The organism is Pseudogemmobacter sp. TB195 (genome assembly GCF_058313095.1).
In genome coordinates this window covers 83456-103917 of the sequence record NZ_JBZEGG010000016.1, presented here as the reverse complement: position 1 = coordinate 103917, position 20462 = coordinate 83456, and the positions used below count along the sequence as shown (strand labels likewise).

Annotated in this window: 19 protein-coding genes; 3 read left to right on the top strand and 16 right to left on the bottom strand. The window is 63.5% G+C overall.

Features of this window, described 5'->3' with window-relative positions:
* Positions 1 to 128: 128 nt before the first annotated feature.
* The 7 genes from mdoH to AC4FS3_RS16920 form a co-directional block, all read right to left on the bottom strand.
* Positions 129 to 1856 carry a glucans biosynthesis glucosyltransferase MdoH gene (gene mdoH, locus AC4FS3_RS16950; RefSeq protein WP_491021525.1) on the bottom strand — a complete coding sequence of 576 codons (1728 nt, stop codon included), beginning with the start codon at positions 1854 to 1856 and terminating at the stop codon, positions 129 to 131.
* Positions 1857 to 1858: 2 nt separating this feature from the next.
* Positions 1859 to 3460, bottom strand: a complete 1602-nt coding sequence (locus AC4FS3_RS16945) for an OpgD/OpgG family glucan biosynthesis protein (protein WP_491021524.1) — start codon at positions 3458 to 3460, stop codon at positions 1859 to 1861.
* A complete protein-coding gene (locus AC4FS3_RS16940; RefSeq protein ID WP_491021523.1) occupies positions 3457 to 4719 on the bottom strand; it encodes an OpgC family protein in 1263 nt (420 codons plus the stop codon). The genes AC4FS3_RS16945 and AC4FS3_RS16940 overlap by 4 nt, the downstream gene beginning before the upstream one ends.
* Before the next feature lie 302 nt (positions 4720 to 5021).
* On the bottom strand, positions 5022 to 6446 hold the full coding sequence (locus AC4FS3_RS16935) for a protein adenylyltransferase SelO (protein ID WP_491021522.1): 1425 nt from the start codon (positions 6444 to 6446) through the stop codon (positions 5022 to 5024).
* A gap of 120 nt (positions 6447 to 6566) precedes the next feature.
* Positions 6567 to 6941, bottom strand: coding sequence for a pore-forming ESAT-6 family protein (locus AC4FS3_RS16930; RefSeq protein ID WP_283177431.1), 375 nt, complete (start codon positions 6939 to 6941; stop codon positions 6567 to 6569).
* A 132-nt stretch (positions 6942 to 7073) separates the two neighbouring features.
* Positions 7074 to 7988 carry a LysR family transcriptional regulator gene (locus AC4FS3_RS16925; RefSeq protein WP_491021521.1) on the bottom strand — a complete coding sequence of 305 codons (915 nt, stop codon included), beginning with the start codon at positions 7986 to 7988 and terminating at the stop codon, positions 7074 to 7076.
* A 249-nt stretch (positions 7989 to 8237) separates the two neighbouring features.
* Positions 8238 to 8477 (bottom strand): hypothetical protein, encoded by a 240-nt coding sequence (locus AC4FS3_RS16920; protein ID WP_283177429.1) that lies wholly within the window; start codon positions 8475 to 8477, stop codon positions 8238 to 8240.
* A gap of 287 nt (positions 8478 to 8764) precedes the next feature.
* Between AC4FS3_RS16920 and AC4FS3_RS16915 the strand changes: the two genes are divergently transcribed.
* Positions 8765 to 9814, top strand: a complete 1050-nt coding sequence (locus AC4FS3_RS16915) for a substrate-binding domain-containing protein (protein ID WP_491021520.1) — start codon at positions 8765 to 8767, stop codon at positions 9812 to 9814.
* 169 nt (positions 9815 to 9983) lie between these two features.
* On the opposite strand, the gene panC is transcribed toward AC4FS3_RS16915, so the two are convergent.
* The gene (gene panC / locus AC4FS3_RS16910; RefSeq protein ID WP_491021519.1) at positions 9984 to 10823 is read right to left on the bottom strand and encodes a pantoate--beta-alanine ligase; all 840 of its coding nucleotides are present in this window, start codon (positions 10821 to 10823) and stop codon (positions 9984 to 9986) included.
* Positions 10820 to 11659 carry a 3-methyl-2-oxobutanoate hydroxymethyltransferase gene (panB, locus tag AC4FS3_RS16905; protein ID WP_491021518.1) on the bottom strand — a complete coding sequence of 280 codons (840 nt, stop codon included), beginning with the start codon at positions 11657 to 11659 and terminating at the stop codon, positions 10820 to 10822. The genes panC and panB overlap by 4 nt, the downstream gene beginning before the upstream one ends.
* A 216-nt stretch (positions 11660 to 11875) precedes the next feature.
* Between panB and AC4FS3_RS16900 the strand changes: the two genes are divergently transcribed.
* Complete coding sequence (locus AC4FS3_RS16900; protein ID WP_283177426.1) at positions 11876 to 12223, top strand: cupin domain-containing protein; 348 nt, start codon at positions 11876 to 11878, stop codon at positions 12221 to 12223.
* Positions 12224 to 12395: 172 nt separating this feature from the next.
* On the opposite strand, the gene AC4FS3_RS16895 is transcribed toward AC4FS3_RS16900, so the two are convergent.
* A complete protein-coding gene (locus AC4FS3_RS16895; RefSeq protein WP_491021517.1) occupies positions 12396 to 13268 on the bottom strand; it encodes a L,D-transpeptidase in 873 nt (290 codons plus the stop codon).
* A 317-nt stretch (positions 13269 to 13585) separates the two neighbouring features.
* On the opposite strand from AC4FS3_RS16895, the gene AC4FS3_RS16890 reads away from it, so the two are divergent.
* Positions 13586 to 14596 (top strand): P1 family peptidase, encoded by a 1011-nt coding sequence (locus tag AC4FS3_RS16890; protein WP_491021516.1) that lies wholly within the window; start codon positions 13586 to 13588, stop codon positions 14594 to 14596.
* Positions 14597 to 14614: 18 nt separating this feature from the next.
* Here the strand turns inward: AC4FS3_RS16890 and AC4FS3_RS16885 are convergent, their stop codons facing one another.
* The 6 genes from AC4FS3_RS16885 to uvrC form a co-directional block, all read right to left on the bottom strand.
* Complete coding sequence (locus AC4FS3_RS16885) at positions 14615 to 15067, bottom strand: molybdenum cofactor biosynthesis protein MoaE (protein ID WP_491021515.1); 453 nt, start codon at positions 15065 to 15067, stop codon at positions 14615 to 14617.
* A gap of 3 nt (positions 15068 to 15070) precedes the next feature.
* Positions 15071 to 15319: a molybdopterin converting factor subunit 1 gene (gene moaD, locus AC4FS3_RS16880; protein ID WP_491021514.1), complete on the bottom strand. Its 249-nt coding sequence runs from the start codon at positions 15317 to 15319 to the stop codon at positions 15071 to 15073.
* Positions 15316 to 15981 carry a CDP-diacylglycerol--glycerol-3-phosphate 3-phosphatidyltransferase gene (pgsA, locus tag AC4FS3_RS16875; protein ID WP_198835600.1) on the bottom strand — a complete coding sequence of 222 codons (666 nt, stop codon included), beginning with the start codon at positions 15979 to 15981 and terminating at the stop codon, positions 15316 to 15318. Before pgsA ends, moaD begins: the two co-directional genes overlap by 4 nt.
* 496 nt (positions 15982 to 16477) lie before the next feature.
* Positions 16478 to 17737, bottom strand: coding sequence for a PAS domain-containing protein (locus AC4FS3_RS16870; protein ID WP_491021513.1), 1260 nt, complete (start codon positions 17735 to 17737; stop codon positions 16478 to 16480).
* 68 nt (positions 17738 to 17805) lie between these two features.
* Positions 17806 to 18477 carry a hypothetical protein gene (locus AC4FS3_RS16865; RefSeq protein ID WP_491021512.1) on the bottom strand — a complete coding sequence of 224 codons (672 nt, stop codon included), beginning with the start codon at positions 18475 to 18477 and terminating at the stop codon, positions 17806 to 17808.
* Positions 18478 to 18565: 88 nt separating this feature from the next.
* Entirely contained in the window at positions 18566 to 20419 is a 1854-nt protein-coding gene (gene uvrC / locus AC4FS3_RS16860; protein ID WP_491021511.1) for an excinuclease ABC subunit UvrC, read from the bottom strand.
* Between the last annotated feature and the right edge of the window lie 43 nt (positions 20420 to 20462).

The window sequence follows — 20462 nt, the reverse complement described above, 5'->3', positions numbered from 1 at the left end:
GGGGGGTCTGCGCCACAGGCGCAGACGGGGGCAGCCCCCCTTCCCGGCCCGCCATAAAGCAAAAGGGCGACCCGGTCGGGTCGCCCTTTTGCTTTGCCTCAGAAACAGCCTGAATTCCGCTTCAGGCCTTAGCGCTCCGGCACGAGAGGCACCACTGCCAGGTCCCCCGCCGGTTCCGAGACCCAGGCCGAAACCGGCACCGCCAGCAAAAGCCCGGCCGCCACCGGCAGGAACCAGACGCTCAGGATGCCAAGCGCGATCATCCCGCTCAGCAGCACGCCAAGCCCGGTCTCGCCGGCATGGAACTTCAGCAGCGCCTTCAGGGGGATCCGCCCCGACATATGCTGCGGCCAGCCGGTATCGGCCCCGGTCAGCGCCCGGAAAATGATCTTCGCATGGTGCAGCATCATCACCGGCGCCGACAGCACCGCCACCACCGTCTCGATCAGCAAGAGCTTCACAAAACCAAGCCGCCGCCCCTTCGCCACGCCCACCCGGCGCAGGTAATCCAGCACCCCGAAGGCCCGCGGTGCGAACAGAAGGAAGATCACCGTGCCTGCCAGCCAGATCTCCAGCCGGTCCGTTGTCTGGCCCGTCCGGCCCTGATCGGCCATCGCCCAGAGCACCAGCATCACCAAAAGCAACACCGAACCGATATAGGCCATCGCGCCCGAGAGGAAATGCAGCCGAGAGACCCAGTGCAGCCCCGGCACTTTCAAGAGCCGCATATGTTGCAGATTGCCCTGGCACCAGCGCGCATCCCGCTTGATATGGGCCAGCAGGTTCGACGGCGCCTCTTCATGGCTGTCCGCGGCTTCGGGGATGATCCGCACGCCCCAGCCGGCCCGGCGCAGCAAGGCCGCTTCGACAAAGTCATGGCTCTGGATCACGCCCCCCATCGGGCGCGGGCCCGGAAGATGCGGCAAGCCGCAATTGGTGGCAAAAGCCTTCATCCGCACCATCGCATTATGGCCGAGGAAATTGCCGTCAGACCCTGTCCAGATCGCAAAGCCACGACCATGCGGGCCGCCGTAAACCCGGCTCGCGAAGCTCTGCATACGCTGCCAGCGGCTTTCGCCCGCGCCGGTGATCGGCAGGGTCTGCGCCAGCGCGCAGCCGGGATCGGCGACCAGCGTGTCCGCCAGCGTCAGCACCGTCTCGCGCCCCATCACCGAATCCGCATCAAGGATCAGCGCTGCATCATAGGCCGCGCCCTGACGGGTGATCCAGTCCCGCACATTCCCTTGTTTATAATCGGTATTCTTCAGCCGGTGGCGATAGGTGATCGCCAGATCCGGACGGCTCGCGGTCAGTTTCGCGACCATAGCCGCCTCGTCCAGCGCCGCCCGCCCGTTGCGGGTATCCGACAGAACATGAAGCGAAAAGCGATGCGCGTGGCCCGGCGCCCGCAGGCTGTCGAGAAGCGCCACCGACGGCGCCAGGGTCGCTTCGGGATCCTCGCCATACATCGGCAAAAGGATCGCGATCCGAAGGCCGGGGGCCGCCGCATTGGCCTTTGCCGGCGCGCGCCAGAACAGGCCAAAGAAAGACGACACGACCGACATCGCCATCCAGAACACCGCAAAGCCCGACAAAGCCGCCAGCAGCAGATCGGCCGGCGCAAAGATGCCATCCGCCGCCAGCACCGTACCGGTCATATAGCCAAAGCCGATCGCAAAGGGCGGCGGCACCAGCAGCACAGCGGCACGGGCCAGCCGCGAATGGCTGCGGATCGGCCCGCCTGCCCGCGCGGCCGGGTCATGCGCGGGCCGGTCGAGCAGCTGGTCAGGCATCGACAGAGGCGCCGGCAGCGTGACCGGGCGGAAGCCATATTGCGGACGAAAGGCACGAGACATGTTCAGGCCACCCAACGATAAAGCCAGACTTCACCAACCATGGTCACACCACCGCGCCACAGCTCTACCCGCAGCTCCACCGGTCGGTCCTCCGGCAGGATCAGCGTCACATCGACCCGCATTCCACCGGTCGCATCATTCCTGTGGATCAGCGTGCCGGTCACGTCTCCGGCCGAGGCCGTGACCCGCGCCTCCAGCGCGCCCGGATCAGAGCCGAGCGCCGGATGCGCCTCATAATCAATCGCGAACATACGGCCCGCCTCAAAGACCCGGTCTCCCTGACGGGACGCAATCACGCGGGCCTTTTCACCATCGACCGGCGGCGCGCCATCGGCCCAGTAAAGGCGATAGGCGAAGCGGTTTTCCGATCCGGCCTCCATCGGCGCCTCGGGGCGCCAGAAGGCGACGATATTGTCATAGATTTCCTTATCCGCCGGGATCTCGACCAGCACCACCGAGCCCTTGCCCCAGTCGCCTTTGGGTTCGACCCACAAGGAGGGACGGCGCTCATAATGCGCGGCAAAGTCGTTATAACTGCCCGGATCGCGCGCGCGCTGCATCAGGCCAAACCCGCGCGGGTTCTCATCGCTGAACCAGGATGTTTCGACCGATTTCGGGTTGTTGAGCGGGCGCCACAGCAGATCGCCCGAGCCGGTCGCGACCAGCAGCCCGTCGCTGTCATGCACGCCTTCGCGGAAATCATCAAAGGCGATCCGGTTCATATCATTGAACAGGAACATCGACGTCCCCGCCGCCAGACCCGTCGCCGTCAGCGTGACGCGCGGGAAAACGACGGCTTCGATATCCATCGTGGTCACATCGCCCTTGCGGATCGCGAAACGGTAAGCTCCGGTCAAAGACGGGCTGTCCATCAGCGCCCAGGCCACCGCCTCTTCGTCATGCAGCTTGCCCTCTTCGATCCAGAAGCGGCGGAACTGCGGAAATTCTTCGGGTTGATCCGGCGCTGCGGTGTTCAGCGCAAAACCACGCGCCGAAAGCCCGTATTGCTGGCCTTTGGCCACCGCGCGGAAATAGGTCGCGCCCTGAAAGACGGCATATTCCTGGAAAGTGCCCCTGGTCTCGATCTCGCCCGTCAGGCGGAAACCCGAAAACCCGGTGCCGGTCTCGGGCAGTTCGGGGAAACGGTCGGTGCGGACAAAGAGATCGTAATCGAACAGGATCGCGCGCGCCTCGCCCCGGGCGACGGCAAAAATCTCGACCGGGAAATGCTGATAGAGGCCGGCCACAAACATTTCGGCCCGGACCGGGCTGTCAGTCGCACCGTAAAGCGCATGTTTGCCATCGAACCAGATCTCACGGATCTGGTCATAGGTCAGGCCCTTCCATTCCGGTGAAATCTCGGTCGGGGGCGCATAGGGCTGTTCGGCCATGGCGCGGGCCAGTGCCTCGACCATGCCATCGGCAAAGGGCTCGGCCGCGCCGAGTTTCACGCCTTCGGGCGTGACGATCCCGCCCTCAGGCAACTCTTCGGCCCGCCCTGCCCGCGGCAGCACGCCGGCCGCCGCCATGGCCAGCACGAGGCCAAGCGCCCCACGCCGGTTCAGCGCGGCCGAAGTGAGGAAATCGGAAACGGTCCTGGTCATGCCTTGGCTCCCTGAGACGGCACGACGCGGCCGGCCTCATGTATACTCGGCGCCTGGGCCGGCACCGGATCCGGTGCTGCGCCAGCGCTCATATGACGTTTCCAGCCCTGCCCCTTGAACCAGGCGGCGATACGCGCCGTCAGCCAGATCAGCAGAAGGCCGGTCAAATTGATGGCCGGGGTCACGATCACGCCCGGGCCGAAAAGCTTGAGGAATGCTCCCAGCACCCGCGCCAGCACCATCGACACCGCAAAAACCGCCAGCGATTGCCGCCCGATATCGGTGACCATGCCAACAACGCGCGGCCAGTCGGCGGAGAGACCGCGCAGCCTTGCGCCCTTTTCGCCCGCCAGCGCCCAGGCGAGATAGGCCAGCGCCAGGAAATGCACATAGCGCAAGATGCCAAAGCCGGTCTTGTCGTAAAGCAGGCGCCATTCATTGCGCCAGTCCTGCAGGATCGTCGATTTGCCGATCACCACATGCCAGGCGAAGGGCACGGTCAGGATCACGATGGCCAGCGCCAGCACCACCAGCTCACGCCGCAGGGGGGGCGCCGGGATCCAGCCCGACATCAGTGCAAAGCCGGTAAAAAAGACCAGCTGCCAGGCGAAGGGGTTGAAGAACCAGGGCCGGGTCGAATTGTTCACGAACCACCATTCCGCCGGCAGCCAGAGGCTGCCTGTGGTGCCGCAAAGCCAAAGCACGACCGAGGCCGCCAGCGCGAGGCGCGGATCGATCTTGGCCAGCGCGATCATCACCGGAACCAGGGCCAGCAGCACCATATACATCGGCAGAATGTCGAAATAATTCGGCACATAGGTCAGCGTCATCAGCCCGAAGAAGTTCGACGCGGTGTTTTTCAGGAAGGGATAGAGGTTCAGCGAACCGACCTCGTCGCGAGGGAAGATCCCCGACATATTCAGGGACAGCATCGCGAAAACGGCGACAAGGAAGACGCCGATATGCACCCAATAGACCTGCCAGATGCGGTAAAAGATGCGCCCTGTCCCGATCAGCCAGCCGGCGCGGTGAAAAATCACGCCATAAGCCAGCGCCGAGGCCATGCCCGAGCAGAACACGAAGATCTCGGTGGAATCCGAGAATCCGAACCGGCCCGGCATCCAGAGGGTCCAGGGGTTATCGGTAATATGGGCGATGAGGATGACGATCATCGCGAGGCCGCGGAAAAAATCCAGCCTTATGTCGCGTTCACGCCGCTCACCGCCTTCGGCTCTGGCGGTCACTGGTTTGTCGCTCACGTCTCGCCTCTGCACCCTGTGCTGGCTGGCGGGCCTTGCGGGTCAGGACGTCCTGACTGCCGGTTCCCGTCTTGCTGGGCGATCCTTCTGCCACAGGGTGCGAATCGAGTATTTCGCACCTGCAGCATTGGGATCATCGGGCGATTCGATACTGCCGCGACACATTTCCTTCAACTGATAAGTGTTTGAAAACACCGGTTCGTGCGGGAAACCACGACCCCGGGGCACGTCTTTGTGCAGCTTTCCGCCGATGGGGTGGTTGCTGCCTCTGCAAAAAAGATGTGATGGAACCGTTTCCCGGGTCAGGTACCGCAAAAAGTCACATATCGCCCAAAACCCTGCGGCGCGGGCAGCATGTAATATTCCGCCTCTTCCCACGGGTTTTGCACCGCGGCCAGCAGCGAACGGAAGGGCGCGAGATCGCCCTCGGTCGCCGCCGCGAGCGCCTCTTCGACCCGGTGATTGCGCGGGATCACCGCCGGATTGGCGCCCCGCAGCTGCGCCGCCGCGTCGGGCGCAAGCCGCGCCTGCCAGCGTGGCAGCCAGGCCTCCATCTTCGTGAAATCCTCGAACAGCGTTTTCAGCGGCACCGGATCGCCCTCGACCAGGGATGCAAGGCGGCGGAAGGTCAGGGTCCAGTCCGCACCGGTAATCGCGGTCAGCAGATCGTCGATCAGCGCGCCATCCGCGTCATCCTCGCCCGAAAGCGCCAGTTTGCGCCGCATCACCCGCAGCCATTCGTGCCGGTAAAGCCCCGCGATCCCTTCAAGCCGGGTGTTCAGCAGCTCTACCCCCGCCGCCTCATCCTCCGCGATCAGCGGAAGCAGGCATTCCGCCAGCCGCGCGAGATTCCAGGCAAGGATCAGCGGCTGATTGGCCCAGGCATAGCGGCCCTGGCGGTCGATCGAGGAAAACACCGTGCCGGGGGCGTAATCCTCCATGAACGCGCAAGGACCGTAGTCGATGGTCTCGCCCGAGATCGCCACATTGTCGGTATTCATCACGCCATGGATGAAGCCAAGCCCCATCCATTCCGCGATCAGCGCGGCCTGGCGGGCGCAAACCTGGTCGAAGAACGCCAGATAACGCTCTGGCGTGTCAGGGATTTCCGGATAATGGCGGCGGATCGCGTAATCGGCGAGCGCGCGCAGCTTTTCGCCGTCACCACGCGCGGCGAAATACTGGAAAGTGCCGACCCTTATATGGCTTGACGCCACCCGCGCCAGAACCGCGCCGGGTAAAAGCGCGCCATCGCGCGCGATGCGCTCGCCCGTGGTTGTCACCGCCAGCGCCCTGGTCGTGGGCACGCCAAGCGCCGCCATCGCCTCGGAGATCAGATATTCGCGCAGCATTGGCCCAAGGGCTGCCTTGCCATCCGCACCGCGCGAAAACGGAGTGCGGCCCGAGCCTTTCAGCTGCAAATCCCAAAGCCGCCCGTCCGGCCCCCGGATCTCACCCAGAAGATGCGCCCGTCCGTCGCCCAGAGCCGGGGAAAAGCCGCCAAACTGATGCCCGGCATAGGCCAGCGCCGCAGGATCCGCGCCTTCCGGCACCGTGCCCCCCGAAAACCATGCCGCGCCCTCGTCCCGCAACTCAGTCAGATCCAGACCCAGGGCCTCTGCCAGTGTTTCATTCAGCACGATCAGGGCAGGCGACGGCGCCACATCCGGCATATGACGCAGGAATGTGCCCGGAAGCTCGGTCAGATAGCTGTGGTGAAGCTGCATCGCACGGTCCCCTTAAAATTCCATACAAAAGATAGGGGTTTGGCGGGCAATGAAAAAGGCCCCCTGAGGGGGCCTTTGACACGCCGGGACCGGGTCACGATCCCTGACCAGTCGGGGCGATCAGCCGCCCATCTGGGCCGAAGCCGCAACGACAGCATCCGCCATCTGCTTGCACATATCGGCAATGCTGCTGCCCTGGGCTTCCGCCGCCGCCAGATCCTGCTCGACACCGCCGACCGAGAGCTTGCCCTCTTTGCCTTTGGCATAGGCTTCGTCGCCTTTGGTGGCATCGGTCGCTGCCGGCAGCAGCGCCATCATCTTGGTCTGGGCCTCGACGGCCGCGCCATCGGTGTGACCCTCGGTCTGGCAGTATTCCAGCAAACCAAGCTGATTGCGCGCCGCAGCCACGGCGTCATCCATCGTTTGCGCCATCAGCGGCGCGGCAAAAAGAGAAGCCACCAGAGCAGCCGAAGACAGGACCAGAGACTTACGCATATCAAACTCCACAATTGGGATCATTGCTGCGGCACAAAACAGGGCCGCCACGCAAAGAGCAAGTTCTCATCGCGCGGCGGCCGCGGCAAGGCAAGAACCTGCTGAAATTCAAGATGAAACGGCAGGATTTCGCTACTTGACCAATTCCGGGGAGACGACCCGACGGGTATGGAAATCGCTTTGACCAAGGAAATCGACAAAGGCCCGGAGCGCCGCCCCCATATTGCGCGAGCTGGGCCAGATCACACTCACCGGCAGTTCCGGCAGGCCGTAATGCGTCAGGATCGGCACCAGCCGCCCCGCCGCCAGATCCGCCGCAACCTGAAAGCCAACGGTCAGCGCGACCCCCTGCCCCTCCAGCGCCGCCGTGCGGATCATATCGCCGTTATTGGTCGAGAATGCCGGCGTCACCTTCTGATGGATCACCTCATTGCCGCGACGGAACGGCCAGGTGCCGGCACTTTTCGTATTGGTGTAATAGAGAATGCGATGTTCGCTCAGATCGGCGGGATCTGTCGGCGTGCCATGTTCGGCAAGATAATCCGGTGAGGCGACCAGCACCGTATCGACCTGGCACAGATGCCGGGCCCGCATGCTGCTGTCATCCAGCACCCCCACCCGGATGGTGGCATCAAACCCCGCCGCAACCGGATCAACACAGCCATCATCAAGCGAAAGATCCAGCCGCACATCGGGATAGGCTTCCATAAAGCGCATCACATGCGGGTTCAGAACCTGAAGCGTGAACGTGACCGGCGCCCCGATCCGCAGCTTGCCCGCCACCATTCCGACGCCCTGACGGACGGAATCATCGGCGTCATCCAGATGTTGCAGGATTTCGCGTACCTGTTCGAAATAAGAACGCCCCAGCTCCGTCGGGCTGAGCGAGCGGGTCGACCGGGTCAGGAGTTGCGCCCCAAGCCGCGCCTCCAGATCCGAGACATATTTGCTGACAAGGCTGCGCGAGACCCCCATCCGCCTGGCAGCCCCCGCAAAGCTGCCCTCTTCGATAATATGAACATAAGTGCGCAGAACTGCCGTATCCATAACACATACCCGGTTTCCGGTGATTTATACGTGCAGGACTTAGGCATGCGAATGTCTTCCGACAACCGGAGACCACGCGGCGCATCTGTGCGGCAGAGCGCGAATTTCACATCAATGTTACTGTTAAATGACAGCAGAACATGCGCGGCGCAGATACCGGCCCTTTGCCGCCTTCCTGTTTAATAAAGGGACAGCCGCTGATGCAGCTGCCCCTTTTGCCATCCGGCCGCCTTGCGCCCGGATCCTGGTTCAGCCACGGCCTTTGCTGGTGTCGCGCGGGCCAGCCGGGATTTTGGTCACTTCAACCGGGGTCGAGCGTTCCAGACCAAGCTGATGCAGCTCTTTGCTGGATTTGATCTGGGCTGCCGGCACTTCGACGATTTCCGGAGCAGCGCGGGTGATTTTCGGAGCCGGCAGAGCGGCCAGAGCGAACTGGCTCGAAGCGGCGATGAGGGCGGCAGCGGTGGCGATGGTAGCGAAGCGTTTCATTTTATTGTCCTTTCGGGTTTTTCGTGACGCTGTTCTGCGTCGGATGAGAGGGATATAGACCTGCGTATCCGCTAACATCAGGCCCGCTTTCTCGACATCTGTGTTCATATATGCTGATCAATGCCGCAGCGCAGAAGCTGTCTTGGCACTGCGCGCCCACGAGATCTGCGGGCCGCGAGACCGAAATCGTCATGACCCTGTTACACAAATGCAGGATTGCCGTTACCGAACCCGCATATTCCGGCAGGCGAAGGCCGACTCGCCGGTCTGCACATCAGGAGTGATCCATGAACACCGTGAAACTCGCCGTCTCCGCTCTTGCGATGGCTGCTGCGGCCTCGGCCGCCTCTGCGCGCGACCAGATCCAGCTGTCGGGCTCGTCCACCGTTCTGCCCTATGCCACCATCGTAGCCGAAGCTTTCGGTGAGAATTTCGACCACCCGACCCCGGTTGTCGAAGGTGGTGGTTCGGGCGGCGGCCGCAAGAAACTCTGTGAAGGCGTTGGCGAAAACACCATCGACATCGCGAATTCGTCCTCGCGCATTTCGCAATCGGATATCGACCTCTGCGCCAAAAACGGCGTGGCCGAGATCCTCGAAGTCCGCATCGGCTATGACGGCATCGTCTTCGCTTCGGCCGTGGATGGCCCGGAATTCGCTTTCGAGCCGGCTGACTGGTACAATGCGCTCGCCGCTCAGGTCGTCAAAGACGGCGCTCTGGTTGCCAACCCGAACAAGGCCTGGGCCGATGTGAAGGTCGATTTCCCGGCGCAAAACATCCTCGCCATGATCCCGGGCACCAAGCACGGCACCCGCGAAGTGTTCGACGTGAAGGTTCTGGAAGTCGGCTGCAAGGCCACCGGCGCCTATGACCTGTTCCTCGCCGCTGCTGAAGGCGACGACGATGCGAAGAAGAAAGCCGCTGTTTCGGGCTGCCACGCCCTGCGCACCGATGGCGTTTCGGTCGATATCGACGGCGACTACACCGAAACCCTCGCCCGCATCGACGCCGATAAGAACGCCATCGGCGTCTTCGGTCTGAGCTTCTACCAGAACAACACCGATAAGCTGCGCGTTGCCACCATCGACGGTATCGTGCCTTCGGTGGAAACCATCGCGGCCGGCGAATACCCGATCTCGCGCCCGCTTTATATCTACGTCAAGAAAGCCCATTTCGGCGTGGTGCCTGGCCTGAAGGATTTCGTCCAGTTCTTCGTCTCGGATGAAGTGGCTGGCCCGGATGGCCCGCTCGCCGCTTACGGCCTCGTCTCGGATCCGGAACTGGCCGCAACCCAGGCTATGGTCGAGGCAGAAACCCCGATGGGCCCGCTGAACTGATCCCTGCCGGGACTGGTGACTTCACGAAAAACGAAAGGCGTCCGGAAGATATCCGGGCGCCTTTTTCTGTCTTTCTGACGGTGCAAGGCGGCGCGGCCGCCCCCCGGGACTGTGCGGATCAGAAGGAAGCCGACAGGTCCTCCTGGCTGCTATCCTCCACCCGGAAGGGTCAGACCGGGATATTGTCGATCAGGCGCACGCCGTCGAGCCAGGCGGCGGCAAGCATCCGGCGCGGGCGCTTCGGGTCATCCGAGGGCATCAGCGTGCCGGCATCGCGCAATTCGATATATTCCACCCGCTCGAACCCGGCATTTCGCATGGTTTCCGCCGCCTCGCGGATCGCCATACGGTCGCTCTGGCCGTCACGGATCTCGTCGGCGGCGCGGCTGATCGCGGCGTATAGAACCGGCGCGATGTTGCGGCCCGCCCCGGTCAGCTGGCGGTTGCGCGAGGACATGGCGAGACCATCCGCTTCGCGCACCGTCTCGCAGCCGACGATCTGCACCGGCAGGTTGAGATCAGCCACCAGCCGCGTCACCACCTGTAACTGCTGCCAGTCCTTCTGGCCGAAATAGCCGCGCTGCGCCTCGGTCATACCAAGAAGCTTGGTCACCACCGTCGCGACCCCGTCGAAATGGCCCGGGCGCATGCGTCCCTCAAGCGGTTCTGACACGCCACCGACCGAGACCGTGGTGATGAAGCCATCGGGATAGACCTCATCGACATCCGGCGCGAAGACCACATCCACCGGCACCGATTTCAAAAGCGCCGCATCGGAGTCCAGCGTGCGGGGATAGCGGCTCAGATCGTCAGGATTATTGAACTGGCGCGGGTTGACGAAGATCGTGGTGATCACGCGCTCGCATTCCAGCCGCGCCCGCCGCGCAAGCGAAAGATGTCCCTCATGCAAAGCGCCCATCGTTGGCACCACGCCGGTCATATCGCCAGCCGCCCGCCAGGCCCGCACACATTGGCGCAGCTCGGCTACAGTATGAATGATTTCAGTCATTTGGAAGTCTTTGGTCCTGGCATAGTGTCAGCAAAGGAATGGTCAGGGCCAGGAAAGGCGCGCGCGCGCACCTCGGCGGCATAGGTCGCGATGGCCTGATCCGCAGCCTCACCCAGATTGCCATAGCGCTTGACGAATTTCGGGCGGAATTCGGTGAAAAGCCCCAGCATATCATCGACCACCAGAACCTGGCCGTCACAATCGACACCCGCGCCGATCCCGATGGTCGGGATCGCAAGTGCCCCGGTGATCCGCGCCGCGAGCCCGGCCGGCACCTTTTCCAGCACCACCGAATAGGCGCCCGCCGCCTCGGTTGCCCGGGCATCGGCCATAACTTTCTCAGCCTCACCGTCACGCCCGACGACCTTATAGCCACCCAGCGTATTCACCGATTGCGGCGTCAGCCCGATATGCGCCATCACCGGCACACCGCGCGCGGTCAGAAACGCAATCGTTTCCGCCATATGCGCGCCGCCTTCGAGCTTGACCGAGGTCGCGCCGGTCTCGGCCATCAGCCGGCTGGCATTGCGAAACGCCTGGGCCGGGCTTTCCTCATAAGACCCGAAGGGCATGTCGATCACCACCATGGCCTTTGACGCGCCCCGGACCACGGCGCGGCCATGCAGGATCATCATCTCCATCGTCACGCCGATGGTCGAGGGCAGTCCGTGGATCACCATGCCAAGGCTGTCACCCACCAGGATCACATCGCAATGCGGATCGACCAGCCGCGCAACCGGCGTCGTATAGGCGGTGAGGGTGACGATCGGCGCCCCCCCTTTCATGGCCCTGATATCGGGCGGCAGAACCGCCCTGGCGGAGGAAGTGGCGCTCATCGGCGGTGCTAATCCTGGGCTTCGTTAACAGATTGCGCGGCATAAGGGCATAGCGCTGCAACTTGTGCAAGAATTAAGCGCCGCAGTGCAGCACCTGGGCTTTCGCCCCTCCGGCGGCCCCTCTTGACGGCGCTGCGCCTCCCGGCGCCAATGGGCCAAACCGGGCGGCGACCGGGCTTATGCCCGGTACAGCCCCTTACAGCCACGGAGCAATTGATGACCCATCCCCTGATCCTGCGCGTCACCCGTGACGGCATCACGCCCGAAACGGACCGCCCTTCGGCCGAAAAGGTGATCGCGGGCGATCCGGTCCATACGACCTGGAGCCTTGAGGAAAAGGAGGGGCTTTATTCCGGCCTCTGGCAGGCGACCAAAGGCAAGTGGAAGGTCTCTTATGACGAATGGGAATATGTCTATATCCATGAGGGCCATTCGGTGGTGACCGACCAGAATGGCGCTGAGACCCATCTGAAAGCGGGCGACAGCTTCATCATCCGCCCCGGTTATGCCGGCACCTGGGAGGTGATCGAGACCACGCTGAAAGACTATGTGATCGTCGCCTGAACATCGCCTGAGGCCCCGGGAATACCCCGGTCAATGCCCCGGACAATGCCCATATATCAGGGGCGGTGATCTGGACTTTGACCGCGAATATGGCAGCCGAAAACGGTCCCTCCACATGAAAAAACCGCGCCAGAATCCGGCGCGGTTTTCATCTGTTCAGGTTTGGGCGGGTTCAGCCCGCAGCGGCTGTTTCGGCCTCTGGCAGCGGGCAATCCTCGGCCGCGATCTTCTTGCGCTTGCATTGTTTCAGGCGCTTTGCCTCGGCCTTTTCTGCCGCGGCGCGGGCATCTGCCTCGGCTTTGACGATGGCCGCCTCATCTGCCGCCTTCTTCGCGATGTTAGCCTCGGTCTCAGGGACAGCACGGCCAAAGGCGTCATCCATATAGGGGCCCTCAAGCGCGACACTCTCGGCTTCGCTGCGGACCTTGACATGGGTGCCACTGCCGGCGCGGGTGTAGAGATCCATCACATCCTGGTTGTAAAGACGGATGCAGCCCGCGCTGGTCGCCAGCCCGACCGACGCATTGTCGATGGTGCCATGGATGCGGAACATGGTGTCACGGCCGCCGCGATAAAGGTAAAGCGCGCGCGAGCCCAGCGGGTTTTCAAGGCCACCCGGCAGACCACCGGCATATTCCGCGTAAAGATCGGGGCGGGTGCGGATCATATTGGCGGTCGGCGTCCAGGACGGCCATTCCGCCTTGCGCCCGATATAGCCATTGCCACGGAACGAGGTGCCCTCGCGGCCCACCGCGATGGCATAGCGCACTGCGCGCCCGTCAGGCATCACCCAGTAGAGCTTGCGCGAATAGACATCGACCACGATCGAGCCGGGCGCGTCATCGCCGTTATAGGCGACCTCGGCGCGGCGATGGTCCTCCATCAGATATTTCGGCGCCACCGCCGGAATATGGATGGCGCCGTCATCGACGGCCTCATAGCCGGCGACCACGCCCGGCGTCTCTTCGATTTGCGGTTTCGCGCCACAGGCAGCAAGGGCGGAAAGGGCAAGCACGGCAACAAGGCGGGGCAGTGTGAAAATCACGAAGATTATCCCGGTGTGGTGAAAACGACTCAGGACGGCCCCCGCCGTCCCGCATAGAGTCCATGCGCCACGCCCTCCGCGCCACGTCAAGTCCCGAAGGGCCGCGCGCGTCGATTCAGGTGCCAGACCGGCCAATGCACAGGTTAAGTGTTGCGACTGAGGCAACAAATCAGCCATCCCCCCGCAGCGGGCTTTGCCCGGTCCGGACCATGCGGCGCGGGCGCAAGTACGGGTGCAGGCACTGGATCAATGACAGAAATGCGGGCAGTCTGCGCCTTGAACAGGATCGAGCAGAAGATGCGGAAGGGATGCGGCGGATGCGGCCAGGACCAGGCAATCTGATCACCGATGTCGCTGGGTTTCGGGTCGGCAATGCCTCGGATCCGGTCCTGCGATCAGGCGTCACCGTCCTGACGGCGGACCGCCCCTTCACGGCGGCGGTACATGTCATGGGCGGCGCCCCGGGCAGCCGCGAGACCGATCTTCTCGCGCCCGACCGGCTGGTGAACGGGGTAGATGCGCTTGTGCTGTCCGGCGGTTCGGCCTTTGGTCTTGATGCCTGTTCCGGCGTGGTGGCGGGGCTGCGCGCAATGGGCCGTGGCTATGCGGTGGGCGACCAGCGGGTGCCGATCGTGCCGGGTGCCATCCTCTTCGACCTGCTGAATGGCGGCGACAAGGCCTGGCCCGAAGCGGCCGTAACCAGCCCCTACCCCGCCCTTGGTCGCGCCGCGCTGGAGGCGGCGGCCGCAGGTTTCGGCCTCGGGAGCGTCGGAGCAGGCACCGGCGCAATGACCGGCACGCTGAAGGGCGGACTGGGCTCGACCTCGGCGGTGCTGCCCTCGGGGATCACGGTCGGGGCCCTGGTCGCGGTCAATGCGCTTGGTCAGGTGACGGCGGGTGACGGCCCCTGGTTTCTCGCCGCCCCGTTCGAAGAGGGCGCCGAATTCGGTGGCCTCGGCCCCGCACCGGCGCTGCCCGCACCCGCCGCTCCCCTGCCGATGAAGCGGATGGGCGAGGCCACCACCATCGCGATTGTCGCCACAGACGCCATATTGACCAAAGCCGAGGCGCATCGGGTCGCGGTTGCGGCACATGATGGCATGGCGCGGGCGATCTGCCCCTCGCATACGCTGATCGACGGAGATCTGGTCTTCGCCGCCGCGAGCGGGGTGCTGCCCCTGCGCGATCCGCTGACCGATCTGTTCCAGATCGGCCATGCGGCGGCAGTCTGCCTGTCGCGCGCCATTGCCCGCGCGGTCTGGCTCGCCCGCCCGGAGCGCGGCGATCTGCAACCCTGCTGGTCTGAACGGTTCGGTCGGAAGGGCTAGCCCCGTCAGGAAAGGCGGTCAGCCCCAGCGGCCCAGCGCGTCCTCATCGCTGTCTTTGGCGGCAACCCATTCGGCGCCCCCGGCGGTGAAGGCCTTTTTCCAGAACGGCGCGCGCGATTTGAGGTAATCCATCAGGAACTCAGCCGCCTCGAAGGCCTCACGACGATGCCGGGCGGCGGTGGCAACCATCATGATCGCCTCGCCCGGAACCAGCCGCCCGAAACGGTGGATCACCAGTGTCGCAGTGAGCGACCAGCGGCGCGCGGCCTCTTCGGCAATGGCCTGGATCGCAAGGGCGGTCATCGCAGGATAATGTTCGATTTCAAGCGCTTCGAGGATACCGCCCTCGTCGCGTACAAGGCCGGAAAAGCTGACAACCGCGCCAGCCGGAGCGGCGGCAGAGGTAAAGCGGTTCAGCTCTGCCCCCTGGTCAAACGCCGCCGCCTCTACCCGGATCTGTGGCGCGGTCACGGCTCAGCCCCCGGTCATTGGCGGGAAGAAAGCCACTTCCCGCACGCCTGCAAGCGGGGCGTCAAAATCCGCCAGCTCCTGATCAAGCGCCACCCGCAGGCTGGTCAGATCGGCGAAGGCCAGAGCGTAGGCCTCGTCGCGCAGCGCGAGCTCCTGCACGAGATCGGCAACCGTTGCCGCCCCGGTCTCGACCCTCTCGCGTGGCAGACCGATCTTTTCGCGCAGCCAGGCGAAATAGAGGATCTCGATCATGGATCATCCCGCAGATATGGTCTTGATTTCGCAAAATACTCCCAGCCGGTGAAGGCGGTGAGGATGGCCGCGATCCAGATCAGCACAAGGCCGATGGAATTGGCATAAGAAGCGCAGTTTTGTGTGACGCAGGCCCGGATCGGATCGGCCGTGCCGGCGCGGACCGCATCGACATATTGCTCGACCGTCATGCCACGCGCCGCAATCCCGTTGACGTAATCGAGCCCGGTCCCAAGAAAAAGCGCTGCAATCGCAACCATTTGCGCGGTGGTTTTCCATTTGGCGAGCTGTGTCACGCGCAGCGTGCCGGCTTTAGCCCCGATAAACTCGCGAAGCCCCGAGACAAAAACCTCACGGAAGAGGATCACCGTGGCGGGCAGGATCAGCCAGGGGTTCATGCCGTTATAGCCTGTCAGAACCATGATCGCGATCACCACCATGGCCTTGTCGGCAATCGGATCCAGCATGGCCCCGAATTTGGATTCCTGTTTCCACAAGCGCGCAAGATAGCCGTCGAAATAGTCGGTCACCGCCGCGCCGATGAAAAGCGCAAGCGCCAGCCAGTCGGCCCATGGCCTGTGAAAATACAGAAACAACACAGCTACGCCGGGAGCCGCGAGCAGCCGCATGAAAGTGAGGGTATTTGGGATCGTCCAGCGCATGCCGCCATTCGTAGCCGAGGCTTCGGCCTCTGGAAAGGGGGACAAAGGATTTGACAAAGACCTGGCCCGACAGGGTGACCTTTATACCGCTGTCGACCACTCGTTATCGCAGGCAGACCAGATCTCTTTGCCCGGCTCGCCGGTCAGAAAGAGAAGAAACGCGTCATATTCTTTTCCGGTTACAGGTCGAAGCAGCGTTCTGATCAGGGTGAACCTGCGGCAGCTGAAATCCGCCAGCCGGTTCTGACTTGTAAATACCCGTTGCCTCCTGTTGCCGGACGGCACCAGTCCCGGTTTGGTGCCCGTGATTGCCAGGGTCACCTGCTGCAAAGGCCCAGCCCTCTCACAGCCTCCCCTTTTCGGCGCGGGCGGCGTCTGGCGCGGCCCGCTGCCAGACAGGTGATCCTGATGTCGTCGGAGCCACCACAATAGCCCCCGCTTTCAGAAGACCTTTCCTGCTGCCGGGAAACGGACAGGTATCCGCTACCCATTTCGGTCAGCTCGCAGCCAGCGCCTTGCTGCGGTCAGGTGCACGCAGCAGGGTCAGTGCCTGATCAATCGCGGCAGAACGATCCATCAATGCCTTCAGGCTTTCCGAGACCGACGCCTGCACCTCGTCAATGCGGTCAATTGTGGCAGTCAGCGCAGTCTGACTGTCCTGGGTCTTGCGGCTTTCCACGCGGGCCAGAATGCGGATCGTATCAAGGCCCAGGATCATCCGCCTGAGATCCATACTGGCCTCATTGAGGATCCCCGCCAGCTTGCCGGCCTCCTTCAGGGAAACCTGGGCCGAGCTGCGGGAATCGCGGATCACCCCTTCCAGAACCTTGCCTTCGACCCGTCGCTCCTCGCCGTCTTTTTCGCGTTCAACCCTTTCGCCAGTATTGTAGATCTCGACCAGCTCGCCCTGGAGCCGCGAGGTGCCGGCGAGGATCAGGCTTCGGCGCACGGCGCTGGCCATCTGGCCACAAAGATTGCCCTTGCCAGATACGAATTCCGAAAGCCGGCGCGAGATCTCTTCCGAGGAGTTCTTGTAATTCACTGAAATCTGGCTGATCGGCCCGCCCTGGGGTTCCAGCCTGGCCGCAACCAGTCGCATATTCACCGGCAGCAGCACCAGATCGGAAAACTGCGACACCAGCCGCGCCTGTTCCGACAGTGTCTCGACAAGCAGGCTCAGGAGCGAGGCCAGCGTCTCGGTGCTGCGATCCACCGGCCGTTTCAGCTGCATATCCCGCGACCGGATTTCTGTCGCGAGCGCCTGGGCCGCAAAGGCATCATAGCTGGGAAACCCCAGCTCTGCGAGCCGCGCCAGCAGGATCTGCGACGAGGCTTCGGGGGTCAGTCCCTCGCTTTGTTCGCGCTCGCGCAACCCGGCATATTCCGACCGGATCTTTTCAAAAATCGGGCTTGAGGGGCGCAACCTCACCGAAAAGAACCCCCCTTCGCAGGGCATTGCCGCCGCGAGGACCCAGTAATAGCCGCCATCCGCCTTGCGGTTTTTTACATAGCCGACCGCAGGCTCGCCCGCTTTCAGCATTTGCCAGAACAGGTAGAAGAACCCTTTGGGCATATCAGGGTGGCGGATAACCCGGTGCGGCGCCCCGATCAGATCGGCCCAGGGGATCCCGGCCATGCGTCGGAACACGGAATTCCCCGACCGGATCAGCCCGCGCGGACAGGTGCGCGAATAGATCAGTTCGGAAAAGGCGAATTCAGCCTCACAATTATCGGTCAGCTCGGTCGGGCGGGTCACATCGGCACCTGTCGATCAGAATCACCCCATAGTGCCGCCAGAGGTTTAAGGACTCCTTTCCAGCCGCCTCAGCCGTTTTCGCCCTCGCGCCGACCCGGTCCGATCCCCATGCCCCCCATGCCACCGCCGCCCATACCGCCGCCACCGCCACCAGAGCCGCCGCCATCCCCGCCACGCCCCCCGGATTTCCCGGCCGCAGCGCCGCCCCGTGTCGGCCCCTGGGACGGGATCACCACATCCCCCGGCACCGGCTCCAGATCCAGCGCCGCGCGGATATAGGCGCGCAGCGAGACGACCAGCGCCGCCGTCGGCACCGGCCGCCCCGCCGCCATATCGGCCGCCGCCGCGGCCGCAAGCCGCACCTGCTCCTCTGTCCCGAGCAGGATGATATCCGACAGCGCCGCCTCGACCGCATCGCGCACCACCCGCGTGCGCTCCAGCCGGCTGGCCGAAGAGGTGATCACCTCTGCATCGGCGCCCTCGGCTTCGAGCCGGGCCCGCAGGTCACGCAAATGGGTCGGATCGACCGTCAGCGTGCCCGTAAATGATCCGCCCAGCACCTTGTAAGCCGCGATCAGCACTTTCAGCCGCTCATTGATCTGACGGTTCATCCGCTGCTGACGCTGCTGAATCGTCAGCATCATGACAATGCGGATCCCCACACCGATCAGCGTCACCAGAAGCAAACTGGCTACCGTCGCCAGCAATGTCTGCCATGAGGTGAAATCCAGAAACCGCATATTGCCCCCCCGCCTGAAGCTCCGCTCATTTTCTGTCCATAAATATCCCGCGGGGGTCCGGGGGCGCGAAGCCCCCGGCGACAGGCCCCTACTCGCGATGGAAGAAATTATAGACCGTCTCGGCCATCGCCTCGGAGATCCCTTCCACCGCCATCAGATCCGGCAGGGCCGCCCGGCTGACCGCCCTGGCCGAACCGAAATGCGCCAGCAAGGCGCGTTTCCTCGCCGCCCCCACACCCGGGATCTCATCAAGCGGCGTTGCGCTGACCACTTTCGCGCGTTTTGCCCGATGCGCGCCATTGGCCCAGCGATGCGCCTCATCGCGCAGGCGCTGGATGAAATACAAAACCGGGTCATTGCGTTGCAGCGCAAAGGGACGCTGGCCCTTGCGGTGGAATTCTTCCTTGCCGTGATCGCGGTCAATGCCCTTCGCGACCCCGATCACCTGCATATCCTCGATCCCCAGATCGGCGAGGATCTCTTCCACCGCCGAGATCTGCCCGGCGCCACCGTCGATCAGCAGGAGATCCGGCCAGGCATCGGATTGCCGGTCCGGATCTTCGCGCACCAGCCGTTCAAACCGCCGCGTCATCACCTCGCGCATCATGCCGAAATCGTCGCCGGCCGCGCCGGCCGCGCCCTTGATATTGAACTTGCGATATTGCGATTTCAGGAAGCCTTCCGGCCCAGCCACCACCATGCCGCCGATCGGATGCGCGCCCTGGATATGGGCGTTGTCATAGATCTCAATACGGTCCGGCGGGCCTTCCAGCCCGAAGGCCTCGGCCAGCCCGTCAAGCAACCGCCGTTGCGTCGCCGATTCCGACATCCGCCGCGCAAGGCTTTCACGGGCATTCCTCGCGGCATTCTCGACCAGCTCGGCCTTTTCGCCCCGCTGCGGCACCGCAAGCTCGACCTTATGGCCGGCGCGCTCGCTCAGTGCCGCGCTGACCAGATCCAAGTCTTCCGGCGCATGTGACAGCAACACGAGGCGCGGCGGTTCCTTATTGTCGTAAAACTGCGTCAGGAAGGCCTCGATGATCTCGGCCTCCTCCGCGCCCGAGCCGGTTTTCGGGTAGAAATCCTGATTGCCCCAGGACTGATTCGCGCGGATGAAAAACACCTGCACACAGGCCTGGCCATGATCGAGATGCAGCGCCACGATATCCGCCTCGGAAACCGTGCGCGGGTTGATCCCCTGCGAAGTCTGCACCGCCGTCAGCGCCTGGATCCGGTCGCGCAAAGCCGCCGCACGTTCGAATTCCAGCTCGTCCGAGGCTTTTTGCATCTGCCCTGCCAGCTCGGCCTGGATGGTCGAGGATTTCCCCGACAAAAACCGCCCGGCATCCTGCACCAGCGCGTCATATTCCGCCTCGGACACCTTGCCCACGCAAGGAGCCGCGCAGCGTTTGATCTGATATTGCAGGCAGGGCCGCGTCCGGCTGGCGAACACGCTGTCGGTGCAATTGCGCAGCAGGAACACCTTCTGCAACTGGTTCAGCGTCCGGTTCACTGCGCCGGCGCTCGCAAACGGCCCGAAATAGCTGCCCTTTTCCTTCCGCGCGCCGCGATGCTTTTTCAGCTGTGGGAAATCATGCCCGCCGCCGATCAGAATATAGGGAAAGGACTTGTCGTCCCGCATCAGCACATTGTAGCGCGGCTTCAGCTGCTTGATCAGGTTCTGTTCCAAAAGCAGCGCCTCGACCTCGGTGCGGGTCGTCAGGAACATCATCGACTGCGTCTCGGAGATCATCCGCTGGATACGGTTCGAATTGCCGGTCGGGCGCGCATAATTCGACACCCGCGCCTTCAGATTGCGCGCCTTGCCGACATAAAGCACCTCGGAGGCGGCATTGAGCATCCGGTACACCCCCGGGCTGCCGTCAAGCAGCCGCAGATAGTCCTGGATCACCTCATATCCGCTGCGTGTCGCTGTGCTCATGGCCTGCCCCGTGGCGCATCCGCTGACATTTCCGTTCCCGGCA

Bases quoted from the DNA above. Each gene is read 5' to 3' on its own strand.
- mdoH (WP_491021525.1), bottom strand. From the start codon at position 1,856: ATGTCTCGTGCCTTTCGTCCGCAATATGGCTTCCGCCCGGTCACGCTG.
- AC4FS3_RS16945 (WP_491021524.1), bottom strand. From the start codon at position 3,460: ATGACCAGGACCGTTTCCGATTTCCTCACTTCGGCCGCGCTGAACCGG.
- AC4FS3_RS16935 (WP_491021522.1), bottom strand. From the start codon at position 6,446: ATGCAGCTTCACCACAGCTATCTGACCGAGCTTCCGGGCACATTCCTG.
- AC4FS3_RS16930 (WP_283177431.1), bottom strand. From the start codon at position 6,941: ATGCGTAAGTCTCTGGTCCTGTCTTCGGCTGCTCTGGTGGCTTCTCTT.
- AC4FS3_RS16925 (WP_491021521.1), bottom strand. From the start codon at position 7,988: ATGGATACGGCAGTTCTGCGCACTTATGTTCATATTATCGAAGAGGGC.
- AC4FS3_RS16920 (WP_283177429.1), bottom strand. From the start codon at position 8,477: ATGAAACGCTTCGCTACCATCGCCACCGCTGCCGCCCTCATCGCCGCT.
- AC4FS3_RS16915 (WP_491021520.1), top strand. From the start codon at position 8,765: ATGAACACCGTGAAACTCGCCGTCTCCGCTCTTGCGATGGCTGCTGCG.
- panC (WP_491021519.1), bottom strand. From the start codon at position 10,823: ATGACTGAAATCATTCATACTGTAGCCGAGCTGCGCCAATGTGTGCGG.
- panB (WP_491021518.1), bottom strand. From the start codon at position 11,659: ATGAGCGCCACTTCCTCCGCCAGGGCGGTTCTGCCGCCCGATATCAGG.
- AC4FS3_RS16900 (WP_283177426.1), top strand. From the start codon at position 11,876: ATGACCCATCCCCTGATCCTGCGCGTCACCCGTGACGGCATCACGCCC.
- AC4FS3_RS16890 (WP_491021516.1), top strand. From the start codon at position 13,586: ATGCGGCCAGGACCAGGCAATCTGATCACCGATGTCGCTGGGTTTCGG.
- moaD (WP_491021514.1), bottom strand. From the start codon at position 15,319: ATGATCGAGATCCTCTATTTCGCCTGGCTGCGCGAAAAGATCGGTCTG.
- pgsA (WP_198835600.1), bottom strand. From the start codon at position 15,981: ATGCGCTGGACGATCCCAAATACCCTCACTTTCATGCGGCTGCTCGCG.
- AC4FS3_RS16865 (WP_491021512.1), bottom strand. From the start codon at position 18,477: ATGCGGTTTCTGGATTTCACCTCATGGCAGACATTGCTGGCGACGGTA.
- uvrC (WP_491021511.1), bottom strand. From the start codon at position 20,419: ATGAGCACAGCGACACGCAGCGGATATGAGGTGATCCAGGACTATCTG.